Here is a 13894-nt window from a genome sequence, read left to right as displayed (position 1 = left end):
AAATGAAAGTAGTGAAGACGGTGGCTGACGAACGGATATTGTATCCTGGTGCAACAATTGGGGTTATTGGGGATGACCAAAGTAGTGCTTCTTTAATAGTAATGGCACAGCGAATGGGCTTTAAAGTAGCTATGTATAGTTTAGATGAGACGAACGAAGCTATGCAGTTAGCGGATTATAAATATTTAGGTCCGTTAACGGATCAAAAAGCACTGCAACAGTTTGCAGAACGCTGTGACGTAATCACTTATAATAGCGAAGAAATTGATCCCGAAATTGTACGTTTTTTGTCACGTTACACTTCTTTGCCTCAACGTGATCACTTGCTAGAAATTATGCAAGATCGGTTAATTGAACGGAGTTTTTTTGATTCTTTAAACATTAATATGGCTCCCTACACCACGGTAGTTAATTTAGAAGATGTTTACCAGGGAATTAATTCGATTGGTTATCCGGCAATTTTAAAGCCTATCCAGCGAGGGTTACTAAGTGGTAGGCAGTTATTTATCAAATCAGCTAAAGATATTGTGGATGCTTCTGGATTATTAGATGCTGGAACTTACGTGTTAGAATCGTTTATTGAGCATCAACGTGATTATGCGGTGGTAGTGACTAGGGATGGTTTGGGAAATCGAGCTATCTTTCCGACCGTTGAATTAATTTATAAAGACGGTCAGGTTACAACAGCTTTTACGCCTCCTGAAATTGATCCTTTGGTGGATCAAGAGATTAAGCGAATTGCTAACGAAATTGCGTTTAATTTAGACTACGTGGGAACGTTTGAGATTACCTTTTTCTTATCAGAAAATGGAACAATTTACGTTAACAAAGTGGCACCTAATTTGAGCCAAGCCGGATTGATTTTCGAGTATGCAGCTAATACCGATCAGTTCACTGAACACTTAAAGGCCATTTCAGGCTTGCCATTGACTAATGTATTGCCAAGTTTACCTACGGTGATGCAAACTGTTCGGCGCCGTGATTTTGAACGAATCCAAACTCAATGGGTGATTAAAAATGACTGGCATTTTAGTTTTTACCAAGATGCCAGCTCAGATCTGGATACCATTGTAGGAATTATTTTGATTCCAACCGAATCAGTTAGCCAAACTCTAAAGCAAATTGAAAGCACTAGTATCTGGGACGACATAGATTTTAATAGCAAATATCAAAGCGTGGGATAAGTCGGGAAAACCGACTTTTTTTATTGAATGCAAACGCCTAATGAAGGCTAATTTTTGGTATAATTGACAAGATATTAAGTGAAAGGAAGACAATTAAGTGGCGACAGAGGATTTAACAGCAAAACTCAATAAAGAACAAAAAGATGCGGTCATTTCGACCCAGGGACCAGTGCTAATTATGGCAGGGGCTGGAAGTGGCAAGACGAGGGTTTTAACCCATAGAATTGCTTATTTGATCGAACATGATCACGTTAACCCCTGGAACATTTTAGCGATCACTTTCACTAACAAAGCAGCCCGCGAAATGCGAGAACGGGTAGATAACTTACTCGGCGGAAACGGATCCGATGTTTGGGTATCAACTTTTCACTCTTTGTGTATGCAAATTCTCAGAAGAAATATCGATCAAATTGGTTATAATCGTGCTTTTACTATTGCTGATACCAGCGAGCAACGGACGTTGGTAAAACGGATCTTAACTGATATGAATTTGGATATTAAGAAGTATGATCCTCGTTCTATTTTAGGGGCTATTTCTAATGCTAAAAATGATCTATTAACTCCCGCACAATATAAGCAGGAATTCACTAGTCCGTTTGAATCGATTGTGGGTGACGTTTACGACCGATATCAAGCAGAATTAAAACGCAATCAAGCGCTGGACTTCGATGACTTAATCATGATGACAATTCAGCTATTCAATAGCTCTAAAGAAACTCTTGAATTTTATCAAAATAAATTCCGTTACATTCACGTTGATGAATATCAGGATACTAACGAAGCTCAATATAAGTTAGTTAATATGTTGGCCGCTAAATACCGTAATATTTGTGTGGTTGGGGATGCTGACCAGAGTATTTATGGTTGGCGAGGGGCCAACATGGAAAACATCATGAACTTTGAAAAAGATTATCCTGATGCTCACGTAACGATGCTGGAACAAAATTATCGTTCCACTAAAACCATTTTGGATGCAGCTAACGCGGTGATTGCTAATAACGATAATCGTAAAGATAAAAACTTATGGACCCAAAACGATAACGGTGAACAAATTTCTTATTATCGGGGACAAACCGAAAATGATGAAGCCCGCTTCATTGTGGCTAACATTCAAAAGGAAGTTCAAAAACCTCATCGTAATTATGGGAGTGTAGCAATCCTGTACCGGACTAATGCGCAATCTCGGGTGATGGAAGAAACTTTACTTAAATCTAATATTCCTTATACCATGGTTGGTGGGCATAAGTTCTACGATCGAAAGGAAATTAGGGATGTTTTGGCTTACTTAACCTTAGTGGCTAATCCTAGCGATTCCATGAGTTTTGAACGGGTAATTAACGAACCAAAACGCGGAGTTGGACAAACTAGCGTGGAAAAATTACGGTTGTTTGCTAATGATCATCAGTGGAGCTTATTAGAAGCAGCGCAAAACGTGGACTTGGCAAACGGTTTGTCTACTAGGGCTAAAAACGCAATTGAACAATTTGCGGGCGTAATCAAGCAAGCCAGTGTTAAAGCTGCCAACATGGACATTACTGAAATTACCGAAAACCTATTAGAAAATAGCGGATACGTGAAAGCTCTACAAGCTTCTAAGACTTTGGAAGCTCAATCTAGAATTGAAAACATTGAAGAATTCATTTCGGTAACTCAAAAGTATGATCAAGAACACCAGGACGGATCCGGTGTGGATAACTTAATAGACTTCTTAAGTGATTTGGCGTTGGTATCTGATCAAGATGACGTACAAGAAGAAACCAGTCAAGTAACCTTAATGACCTTACATGCAGCTAAAGGGCTAGAATTTCCAGTTGTTTTCATCATGGGAATGGAAGAGGGCTTGTTCCCACTATCTCGTGCTAATCAAAATGAATCTGAAATGCAAGAAGAACGCAGATTAGCTTATGTAGGAATTACCCGAGCCAAAGAAAAGTTGTACATCACCAATGCGTTTTCTCGGATGCTATATGGTCGACGCCAAAGTAATCCAGAATCACGATTTGTGAATGAAATCACCCCAGAATTATTACATCCTGAAAATCAGGGCCGAACAGAAAGTACGGGTCCAAGAACACCATTTGACCGAAGAACGGACCAAGCGGTGGCTTCAATCTACAAACGACCTAGTCAAACTGTAGAAAAGCCTAAAGAAACGGGTGCAAATAAGAAACAATGGCAAATTGGTGATAAAGTAAGTCATAAAGCTTGGGGAACTGGAACGGTTGTGAAAGTTTCTGGTCAAGGCGAAGATATGGAATTAGATATTGCCTTTGAGCAACAAGGGATCAAGCGTTTATTAGCAGCCTTTGCCCCAATTGTTAAACAAGAGTAGGAGGAATCCTTCGTGGCGGAACAAGAAATCAATCAATTAACGCCAGACCAAGCCGCAGAACAAGCGGCAGATTTGAGAACTAAATTAAAAAATTGGGCGACTGAATACTATACGTATGATGCGCCTAGTGTAGAAGATAGTGTTTATGATCAAGCATACGAACAATTAGTTGCATTAGAGACGGCTTTTCCCCAAATTGTAACGGCTGATTCTCCTACTCAAGAAGTGGGAGATACTACGTTACCAGAGTTTACTAAGGTGCCGCATGATGTGCCAATGTTATCTCTAGGCGACGTTTTTTCAGTAGCAGAGTTACGGAATTTTACCCATCGATTAGTAGAGCAGGGGGTTAAACCAGAATTTAACTGTGAACTAAAAATTGATGGATTAGCAATTTCTCTGCGCTATGAAAACGGTAAGTTAGTGCAGGGTTCTACGCGGGGAAATGGTCAGATTGGCGAAGACATCACCGCTAATCTAAAGACAATCAAGTCTATTCCGCATCAACTTAATAAGCCAGTTACAGTGGAAGTTAGGGGCGAATGTTATATGCCCAAAGAATCATTTGTCAAACTTAACCAGCAGCGTCAAACAGATGGGTTAGCACCGTTTGCTAATCCTAGAAATGCTGCAGCTGGTAGTTTACGGCAACTAGATTCTAAGGTAACTAGCAGTCGGAACCTAAGTAGTTTTATGTATAATGTGGCCGATTACGATGATTTAGAAGCTAACACTCAAAGTGAATTATTGGCAGAATTAAAGGCCTTAGGCTTTAATATTAACGAAAACTACCAAGTTGCTGCTAACTTTGCTGAGATTAATGAATATGTGGATAAATATCAAGTGCAACGAGATGACTTACCCTACGGTATTGACGGCATTGTGATTAAGGTCAACGATTTAGCTAGTCAACTACAGTTAGGTAATACGGTTAAGGTGCCGCGGTGGGCAATTGCGTATAAATTTCCTCCAGAAGAGGCAGAAACGGTAGTTCGAGATATTGAATGGACAGTGGGGAGAACCGGAGTAGTTACCCCTACGGCCGTTATGGATCCGGTTATCTTGGCTGGTACCACTGTCGCTAGAGCTTCACTACACAATCCAGATTACCTTACTGAAAAAGATATTCGAATTGGAGATACCGTTAAACTGCATAAGGCTGGTGATATCATTCCAGAAATTTCCACCTATATTGCTGCTAAACGACCAAAAACGGCTGTCAGATATGTTATTCCGACTACCTGCCCATCATGTGATTCTGAGCTAGTACATTTGGATGAGGAAGTAGCTTTACGCTGCATTAATCCTAAATGTCCAGCTCAACTAACTGAAGGATTAGCTCACTTTGCTTCTCGAAATGCAATGAATATCGATGGACTGGGTCCCAAAATTATTCAACAATTATTTGCTAAGCAACTAGTAAGTGACGTTGCCGGGTTATACACATTAACTTTTGAACAGCTGGTAACTTTGGATAAGTTTGGGGAAAAATCTGCTAATAATTTACTTAATGCGATTGAAAATAGTCGAGATAACTCCTTAGAACGTCTCCTGTTTGGATTAGGCATTCGGCACGTGGGAGCTAAAGCTGCCCGGTTAATTGCTCAACGGTTTGGGAATATGGCCGCCATTATGGCAGCTAGTGCTGAAGAAATTGCCGAAATTAACAGCGTTGGTTTAGTAATCGGGGACAGTATCGCTACTTACTTTGCCACTCCAGAAGCAATTGAATTAATTAATTCTTTGCAACAGGTAGGAGTAAATATGGAATACCATGGAGTGCAAGAAGCAGATTTAGCAGCTTCAGATTCGTTTTTTAACGGTAAACGGGTAGTTTTAACCGGTAAATTAGAAACTTTTAGTCGGGCAACTGCTACTGAATGGCTACAAAATCATGGGGCTAAAGTTAGTAGTTCGGTTTCTAAAAATACGGATCTGTTAGTGGTGGGGGCTGACCCAGGATCGAAATATACTAAGGCACAGGAATTAGGAATCGAAATTTGGAATGAATCTCGATTTGATGAGGTGATGAACAGTGAAGAATAATAAAAGACCGCGGTTAAAAAAGATGGCTGTGGGACTTTCCATGCTATTAACCGCCATGGTTTTAACTGCTTGTGGTAGCGTAGATAACTTGTCTGGTGGTAATACTTCTAATAACAGTAGTAATAAAAGTGGTACTCAGCTAACCGGTCAGGCCAACAGTAGTGACTACCAAGGAGTTATTAAAAATGGTCGTTATCAAACTAGTAAATCCAGAGGGGTTAGCGTCTCACAAGAATCTAACCAGTTCAACATTAAGGGCTTTGAAAGCGAATTGCTAAATATCTCTAAAAAAGAGTTTTCAACCAAAAAGTACATTTTCCAAGAAGGACAATATTTATCTACTAATACCGTTACTAATTGGTTGGGTAGAAAGTCTAAGAGCAACCCAACTGGCTTAAACCCTAAAAATAATGGTTCCACTAGCCCCACTAGGCGTAATCCATTATATTTGTCTCAAATTAACGAACAAGATTTCTTGGTTCAAGATGGCAAAAAGCTTAAAACTGCTGGAATTACGATTGGATTAGCAATGAATTCAGTGGATTACTACAAGAAGACTAAGTATGGGGCTACATTTGAAACTGATATTAGTAAGTCTCAAATGAAGGCGGAAGGCAAAAAAATTGCTAATAAAGTACTAGCTCGGTTACGTAAAAAGAGTGCCCTTAAAAATGTACCAATTGTAATTGCTATGTATCGTCAAGCTTCAGATGATAGCTTAGTTGGTGGAAGTTTCTATGCTTATTCTGTTAATGCTAGTGGTGCTACAAAGGTTTCTAATTGGACTAAGGTGAACCAAAAGAGTTATGTTTTCCCAATCCAATCTGGCCAATCTTCTCCTAACAGTAATGATGAAAGTTCATTTGAAAACTTTAAGAGTGAGGTACAAAACTTCTTCCCTAATTTAAGTGGGGTAACTGCCCAAGCTCAATACACCGATGGTTCTTTGAGTGGGATGAATGTTAATATTAATACTCAATTCTACAGTCAGACTGAAATCATTAGTTTTACCCAATATCTACAAACGGCAGCTCAAAAATATTTACCTGCCAATGCGCCAATTGATATTACCGTGCAGTCAACTGAAGGAATTCAAAGTTTCTTAAGTCGTAAAGCCAACGAAAAGAAATTTAGTTTCCACGTGTTTAATAGCTATTAGGCCGTCCCACTAGTAACGTTAGTGTGATAGAATATTTTTGGTTTATTTTTTACCGGATGAAAAGAGGAATTTACATGAGTGCTAGAATTTCAGAAGAGCAAGTTCAACACGTTGCTGGGTTAGCCAAACTCGAAATTAGTGATGAACAATTGCCATATTTCACAGAACAACTGGACCAAATTATGGGTCTATTTGAAACCTTAAGTGAAGTTGATACTACTGGGGTTAAACCTACTAGTAGTGTGACTGATCAGTTAAACGTAATGCGTGAAGACATTGCGGATAACTGGAATCAAAAAGAAGAGCTGTTAGCCAATGCCCCAGAAACTATGGATGGCTACATCAAGGTTCCTACGATTTTAGATGAAAGTGAGGATAACTAATAATGAACTATTTTGATGAATCACTTACATCAATTCACCAAAAATTAGTGGCTAAAGAAATGTCAGCCACTGAATTAGCTAAACAAACGATTGCTAACATGAAGGAAACCGATAAAGACGTTCAAGCCTTCATTACCATTAATGAAGACGAAGCCATATCTGCGGCTGAAAAAATTGACGCAGCTGGGGTGGACGAACAAAATATTTTGAGTGGAATTCCAGTTGGGATCAAGGATAACTTGGTTACTAAAGGAGTTAAAACCACTGCTGCTTCTAAAATGTTAGGTAATTTCAAACCTATTTACACCGCTACAGCAGTTCAAAAATTGACTGATGCTGGTATGGTAATGGTTGGTAAGACCAACATGGATGAATTTGCCATGGGTGGTTCCACCGAAAACTCTGCTTTTAAAACCACTAAAAACCCTTGGGACTACACCAAAGTTCCTGGTGGTTCTTCTGGTGGATCTGCAGCAGCAGTTGCTTCTGGACAAGTGCTAGGAGCATTGGGTTCTGATACTGGTGGTTCCATTCGCCAACCAGCTTCCTTTAATGGAATCGTAGGGATGAAACCTACTTATGGTCGAGTATCTCGTTGGGGCTTAATTGCATTTGGCTCTAGTTTTGATCAAATTGGTCCGTTCACTAAGACCGTTGCCGACAATGCTGCGATGTTAACTGCTATTGCTGGTCAAGATCAACATGATTTGACTAGTTCCGATAAGGCTGTGCCTAACTTTGCTGAAAAATTAGATGCCGGGGTAGCCGGAATGACAATCGGGTTACCAACTGAATATCTAGGCGAAGGGGTTGACGATTCAGTTAAGCAATTAATTTTAGCTGCCGCTAAAACCTATGAACAATTGGGTGCTAAGGTAGTGGAAGTTTCCTTACCTCATACTCGTTATGGAGTTGCTGCTTACTATATCTTGTCATCTTCAGAAGCTTCATCCAACTTACAACGGTTCGATGGAATTCGTTATGGCTTTAGAGCGGATAACACTAAAAACCTGGAAGACATCTATGTGCAAACTAGAAGTCAAGGATTTGGTGACGAAGTAAAACGGCGGATCATGTTGGGAACTTACTCATTATCAGCCGGCTTCTACGATGCCTACTTTAAGAAGGCCGCTCAAGTACGGACATTAATGATCAACGACTATACCGAAGTATTTAAGAATGTTGATTTGATTTTGGCACCAACTGCGCCAACTACTGCTTACGCCTTAGGCGCTGAAGTTAATGACCCAATGACAATGTACATGAATGATGCCATGACGATTCCAGTTAACATGGCCGGCTTACCAGGGCTAAGTATGCCAGTTGGGTTTGCCGATGGCATGCCAGTCGGAATGCAGTTAATTGGACGGCCATTTGATGAAGTGACCGTTTACCAAGCTGCCAATGCTTTTGAAAAAGCAACTGATTTTCATAAACAAAACCCACAGTTAGGAGGGCAAAATTAATGAACTTTGAAACTACCATTGGACTTGAAGTCCACGTTGAATTAAAGACTAATTCTAAAATTTTTAGCCCTTCACCAGTAGAATTTGGTGATGATCCCAATGCTAATACCAACGTAATTGATTGGGGTTACCCTGGGGTCTTACCAACTACTAATAAGGGAGTAGTGGAATCTGGAATTAAGGCCGCCTTGGCTTTACACGCTGAGATTGAACCTAATCCGCATTTTGACCGGAAAAACTACTTCTATCCTGATAACCCGAAAGCTTACCAAATTACTCAATCTGAGACACCACTGGCTCATGATGGTTGGGTGGAAATCACGGTTGATGGTAATACTAAAAAAATCGGGATTGCAGAAATGCATATTGAAGAAGATGCCGGGAAGAACACCCATTCTACCGGTTATTCCCTAGTTGATTTAAACCGGCAAGGGACACCATTGGTCGAAATTGTTTCTAAGCCAGACATTGCTTCTCCTGATGAAGCCTATGCTTATTTGGAAGAATTACGCCAACAAATTCAATTTACTGGCGTTTCTGACGTTAAGATGGAAGAAGGTTCAATGCGGGTGGACGTTAACATTTCTGTTCGTCCAATTGGCCAAACAGAATACGGGGTTAAGACTGAGTTAAAGAACTTGAACTCCTTTAACTACGTTAAGCGTGGCTTGGCCTTTGAAGAAAAGCGCCAACAACAAGTCTTAATGTCAGGTGGCGTTGTTAGACCTGAAACTCGTCGTTTTGACGAAGCCACTGGTGAAACGATTTTGATGCGGGTTAAGGAAGGCGCTGACGATTACCGTTACTTCCCTGAACCAGATCTACCAGCCTTAACGATTTCTGATGACTGGGTTAACGACTTGCAAGCAAACTTGCCAGAAGCTCCTGGTAAACGGCGAGCTCGTTACGTTAACGAACTGGGAATCACCGATTATGATGCAATGGTGCTTACCCAAACCAAAGAAATGTCTGATTTTTACGATCAAATGATTAACCTAGGCGCTGATCCTAAGTTAGCCGCTAACTACTTGCAAGGGGATGTTAACGCCTACTTGAACGACAATCAGGTGGATCTAAATGATACTAAGATCACGCCAGCTAACTTGGCAGGAATGATTACCCTAATTACTGACGGAACCATCTCTTCTAAGATGGCTAAAAAAGTCTTTAAGGCCGTTACTAATGGTGAAGAACCTAAGGCTTATGTTGAAGCTAATGGCATGGTTCAATTATCAGATCCAGCCCAATTACAACCAATTATTGATGAAGTATTGGCTGCTAATCCACAGTCAATTGAAGACTTCCATAATGGTAAAGATCGAGCCATCGGCTTTTTAGTTGGTCAAATCATGAAACAAACTCATGGTAAGGCCAACCCAACCGTGGTCAATAAATTATTGATTGCATCAATGAATAAATAAATGGATAGGAAAGTTTAGCTTATGCAAAAAAGGGCACGTGTTATTTATAATCCCACGGCGGGACGCGAATTAATGAAACAAAAAATGATTGATATTTTGGGAATTTTTGAAGAGGCGGGGTACGAAACTAGTGCTTTTGCAACGACGCCAGAAAAAAATTCTGCTAAAAATGAAGCTGAGCGTGCAGCCAAAGCCGGATTTGATTTGGTCGTGGCGGCTGGCGGTGACGGAACTATTAACGAAGTGGTTAATGGAATTGCGCCGCTAAAGTATCGGCCCAAAATGGCAATTATTCCAGCGGGAACGACCAATGACTATGCCCGTGCCCTGCATATTCCTAGAGAAGATCCAGTTGAAGCAGCTAAGATTGTGTTAAAAGGCCAGACCGTTAGAATGGATATTGGTCAGGCTAATGAAAATTACTTTATTAATATTGCTGCGGGTGGTAAAATTGCTGAGTTAACCTATGAAGTGCCATCCAACTTAAAAACCCTTTTCGGCTACTTAGCATACTTAGTTAAAGGAGCTGAATTATTACCACGGGTTCGACCAGTAGAAGTGGATATTAAGTATGATGGTGGAGAATACAAGGGCAAAGCGTCCATGTTTTTCTTAGCGTTAACCAATTCGGTTGGGGGCTTAGAACAAATCGTTCCTGATGCGGAACTAGATGATGGTAAATTTACAATGATTATTGTAAAAACTGCTAATCTAGTGGAAATGTTGCATTTACTTTCTAAGGTTTTAAACGGCGGTAAACACGTAGATGATCCACGGATCATTTACAAGAAGACCCGCAAAGTAAAAGTTTTACCAATTAACGATCAGATTCAAGTCAATTTAGATGGTGAGTATGGTGGAGATGCCCCAATGACCTTTATTGATCATAAACGGCATATTGAAATGTTTGCTAACACGGATAAAATTCCTAATCACGCCATTGGTGAAACCCAAGAAGAAAAGGAAGCGGAAGCTAAATTTTTAAAGGGAATTGACCAGATTCCTGATCAAACAGAGTAACTCAAAATTGCGTTTGCGTGATGCAGCGCAATTTTTATTTAAGGATTTGAAGTTAAGGATAGATAATGAAAAAACAAATACCTGTAGTAAAAAACACTGATTATGATGTAACGATTGAAGACCTTAGTTACCAAGGTTTAGGCGTTGCTAAAATTGATAATTTCCCTATTTTTATCGAAAACGCTTTGCCTGGCGAAGAAGTTAAAATCAAGGTAATCAAGACCAAAAGTAGTTTTGCTTTTGGAAAAGTGGTGGCTTTTAAAACGACTAGTCCTAATCGAGTGGAGTTAGTGGATAAAGCTTATACTCAAACTGGAATTGCTACTTTACAACATTTAGCTTACCCAGCTCAATTAGAGTTTAAGCAGCACCAAGTAGCGATGGATTTTCATAAGTTAGGTCTTGACGTAGAAGTAGAACCTACCTTAGGGATGGACGATCCTACTCATTACCGTAATAAAGCTCAAGTTCCTGTTCGGCTGATTAATGGTCGTCTAGAAACTGGTTTTTACCGGAAACATTCTCACGATTTAGTGCCGATTGAAGATTTTTATATCCAAGATAAGGAAATCGATAAGGCTATCATCGTGGTCCGGGACTTACTCCGAACTTTCCACGTGGCACCTTATGATGAAGTTCACCATAAAGGGGTAGTTAGAAATATTATGGTGAGAAGGGGTTATTATTCTCACCAAATGATGATTGTCTTAGTAACTAGAGCGAAAAAGATTCCGCACGCAGAAGAAATTGTGGCCGGGATTTTAGCTAAGTTACCTGAGGTTAAGAGCGTTATTCAAAACGTCAACAGTGCAAAGACAAATGCGTTAATGGGACCTGTCAACAACGTGTTGGCAGGAGCTGATGTCATTACTGACACCCTATTAGGATTAAACTTCGCTATCTCTGCAACTTCGTTCTACCAAGTTAATCCAGTCCAAACTGAAAAGTTATACCAATTGGCCATTGATAAGGCGGAGTTGAAAAAGGACGACGTAGTAGTTGATGCTTATTGTGGGATTGGAACGATTTCACTAGCGGTGGCCCAACACGTTAAAAAAGTGTACGGGGTCGAAATTGTTGACCAAGCGGTAGAAGATGCTAAGCATAACGCGAAGTTAAACAATATCCGCAACGTTGATTTTGTAGCTGCTAAGGCTGAAGAACAGATGGCTAAGTGGCAATCAGATGGCTTGAAACCAGATGTTGTATTCGTGGATCCACCCCGGAAGGGCCTTGACAGCACGTTGATTGATAGTGTTGCCGAAATGAACCCTAAAAAAGTGGTTTACGTTTCTTGCAACCCAGCTACTTTGGCGCGTGACGTGCAATTGTTTGCTGAAAAAGGCTATCAAGTGAACCAACCAATCCAACCAGTAGATCAATTTCCACAAACGATTCACGTGGAAAGTGTAACGGTGTTGGAACGAACAACTGATTAATTAATCATTAGAGATGATAAAACATTCCTAGGTAACTAGGGGTGTTTTTTTAACCGCTCTTTTTAGCAATTTTTATGATCCAATGGTACAATAAACTCGTAACATCTTAAGTATTAGCTCAGATTAGTTTAGTGATGGAGGTTATGAAGATGCAATATAAAGAAACTAAAGAAACATTAAATCAATTAGTCGCCGATCTATCCCAACTAGCTATGGTGGTGCACCAGACTCACTGGTACATGCGGGGAACTAATTTCTTGAAGCTACATCCGTTAATGGATGATTGGATGGCTGACTTAAATGACCAGTTAGATGAAATTTCTGAACGTTTAATTACACTTGATGGGTCTCCTTACTCCACGTTAACCGAAATGGCAGAGCATACCAAAATTGCTGATGAACCAGGAGATTGGCAGAAAACTATCCCGGAACGTTTAACAATCTTGGCTAAAGATTACCGTTACTTAGCCGGAGTATACCAACACGGTATCGAAGTTAGTGAAGTAGAAAAAGACTACTGCACCCAAGATATTTTCATTGGCTTTAAAACCGCAACCGAAAAACGATTGTGGATGATTCAGGCTGAATTAGATCAAGCTCCGGAAATTGATAAATAAAATAGTAACCGCCTTAGTCCAATTTAGGATTAGGGCGGTTTTTAATGAGCAAACAAAAAGATCTGAACAAAATTTCTAAAGAAAACGTTTACAAATGTGCAGAAATCAGGTATGCTTATTTTGTAAAAATGAAAGGGGATACACATTATGAAACTAACAACTGCAGAACTCGCTAAATATTTGGATCACACTAATTTAAAACCAGATGCTACTGAAGAAGAAATTATCCAAACCTGTCGTGAAGCCTTAGAATATAACACTGCTTCCGTTTGTGTTAACTCATACTGGATGCCACTAGTAACCAAAGAATTAGAAGGCTCAACTGTTAACCCAATTACCGTTGTTGGCTTCCCTCTAGGTGCTACTAACACTGCTACTAAAGTTTACGAAGCCAATACTTCTATCGATGAAGGGGCCGAAGAAATAGACATGGTAATCAATATCGGCGAATTGTTGGCTGGTCATGACGAAAATGTAACCGCTGACATCAAAGCCGTAGCCGAAGCAGTTCATGCCAAGGGTAAATTACTAAAAGTAATTTTGGAAACTTCATACTTGAATGAAGACCAAGTGGTTCGGGCATGTAAAGCATCTGAAGCTGCGGGAGCAGACTACGTTAAAACTTCTACTGGTTTTAGTTCAGAAGGCGCTACCTTGGCTAACGTTAGCTTAATGAGGACTACTGTTGGTGATCGTTTGGGAGTTAAGGCTTCTGGTGGAATTCACTCACGTAAAGAAGCTATTGACATGATTGAAGCTGGCGCAAGTCGTTTAGGCGTTAGTGCCACTGTCAAAATTTTAGCTGAATAATAATTAACTAACTGTTA

General features: G+C 40.0%; 11 protein-coding genes. All 11 read left to right on the top strand.

What is annotated here, in order from left to right; all coding sequences use genetic code 11:
• The first annotated feature begins 2 nt into the window (after window positions 1-2).
• The 11 genes from FC56_RS06690 to deoC all read left to right on the top strand — a co-directional run bounded on the left by FC56_RS06690 (window position 3) and on the right by deoC (window position 13877).
• Window positions 3-1184, top strand: a complete 1182-nt coding sequence (locus tag FC56_RS06690) for an ATP-grasp domain-containing protein (RefSeq protein WP_225425422.1) — start codon at window positions 3-5, stop codon at window positions 1182-1184.
• Between the two features lie 97 nt (window positions 1185-1281).
• Entirely contained in the window at window positions 1282-3516 is a 2235-nt protein-coding gene (gene pcrA, locus FC56_RS06685) for a DNA helicase PcrA (RefSeq protein ID WP_056978521.1), read from the top strand.
• Between the two features lie 12 nt (window positions 3517-3528).
• Complete coding sequence (gene ligA, locus FC56_RS06680; protein WP_056978519.1) at window positions 3529-5562, top strand: NAD-dependent DNA ligase LigA; 2034 nt, start codon at window positions 3529-3531, stop codon at window positions 5560-5562.
• Window positions 5563-5584: 22 nt separating this feature from the next.
• Complete coding sequence (locus FC56_RS06675) at window positions 5585-6721, top strand: CamS family sex pheromone protein (RefSeq protein WP_056978875.1); 1137 nt, start codon at window positions 5585-5587, stop codon at window positions 6719-6721.
• A gap of 74 nt (window positions 6722-6795) precedes the next feature.
• Window positions 6796-7104: an Asp-tRNA(Asn)/Glu-tRNA(Gln) amidotransferase subunit GatC gene (gene gatC / locus FC56_RS06670; RefSeq protein WP_056978517.1), complete on the top strand. Its 309-nt coding sequence runs from the start codon at window positions 6796-6798 to the stop codon at window positions 7102-7104.
• 2 nt (window positions 7105-7106) lie between these two features.
• Window positions 7107-8570 (top strand): Asp-tRNA(Asn)/Glu-tRNA(Gln) amidotransferase subunit GatA, encoded by a 1464-nt coding sequence (gene gatA / locus FC56_RS06665; protein ID WP_056978516.1) that lies wholly within the window; start codon window positions 7107-7109, stop codon window positions 8568-8570.
• Window positions 8570-9991 (top strand): Asp-tRNA(Asn)/Glu-tRNA(Gln) amidotransferase subunit GatB, encoded by a 1422-nt coding sequence (gene gatB, locus FC56_RS06660; RefSeq protein WP_056978514.1) that lies wholly within the window; start codon window positions 8570-8572, stop codon window positions 9989-9991. The genes gatA and gatB overlap by 1 nt, the downstream gene beginning before the upstream one ends.
• A 21-nt stretch (window positions 9992-10012) precedes the next feature.
• A complete protein-coding gene (locus tag FC56_RS06655; protein ID WP_056978512.1) occupies window positions 10013-11011 on the top strand; it encodes a diacylglycerol kinase in 999 nt (332 codons plus the stop codon).
• Between the two features lie 65 nt (window positions 11012-11076).
• Entirely contained in the window at window positions 11077-12450 is a 1374-nt protein-coding gene (gene rlmD, locus FC56_RS06650; RefSeq protein ID WP_056978510.1) for a 23S rRNA (uracil(1939)-C(5))-methyltransferase RlmD, read from the top strand.
• Between the two features lie 149 nt (window positions 12451-12599).
• The gene (locus FC56_RS06645; protein WP_056978508.1) at window positions 12600-13067 is read left to right on the top strand and encodes a Dps family protein; all 468 of its coding nucleotides are present in this window, start codon (window positions 12600-12602) and stop codon (window positions 13065-13067) included.
• A gap of 147 nt (window positions 13068-13214) precedes the next feature.
• Complete coding sequence (gene deoC / locus FC56_RS06640) at window positions 13215-13877, top strand: deoxyribose-phosphate aldolase (protein ID WP_054671476.1); 663 nt, start codon at window positions 13215-13217, stop codon at window positions 13875-13877.
• The last annotated feature ends 17 nt before the right edge of the window (window positions 13878-13894 follow it).

It is taken from the genome of Lentilactobacillus senioris DSM 24302 = JCM 17472, assembly GCF_001436555.1.
In the GTDB taxonomy this organism is placed as follows: Bacteria; Bacillota; Bacilli; order Lactobacillales; family Lactobacillaceae; genus Lentilactobacillus; species Lentilactobacillus senioris.
This window is presented reverse-complemented; position numbering and strand designations above follow the sequence as displayed.

Coding starts and splice junctions, on each gene's coding strand:
- gatA (WP_056978516.1), top strand. CDS start 7,107: ATGAACTATTTTGATGAATCACTTACATCAATTCACCAAAAATTAGTG.
- FC56_RS06675 (WP_056978875.1), top strand. CDS start 5,585: ATGGCTGTGGGACTTTCCATGCTATTAACCGCCATGGTTTTAACTGCT.
- rlmD (WP_056978510.1), top strand. CDS start 11,077: ATGAAAAAACAAATACCTGTAGTAAAAAACACTGATTATGATGTAACG.
- FC56_RS06645 (WP_056978508.1), top strand. CDS start 12,600: ATGCAATATAAAGAAACTAAAGAAACATTAAATCAATTAGTCGCCGAT.
- gatC (WP_056978517.1), top strand. CDS start 6,796: ATGAGTGCTAGAATTTCAGAAGAGCAAGTTCAACACGTTGCTGGGTTA.
- FC56_RS06690 (WP_225425422.1), top strand. CDS start 3: ATGAAAGTAGTGAAGACGGTGGCTGACGAACGGATATTGTATCCTGGT.
- deoC (WP_054671476.1), top strand. CDS start 13,215: ATGAAACTAACAACTGCAGAACTCGCTAAATATTTGGATCACACTAAT.
- gatB (WP_056978514.1), top strand. CDS start 8,570: ATGAACTTTGAAACTACCATTGGACTTGAAGTCCACGTTGAATTAAAG.
- FC56_RS06655 (WP_056978512.1), top strand. CDS start 10,013: ATGCAAAAAAGGGCACGTGTTATTTATAATCCCACGGCGGGACGCGAA.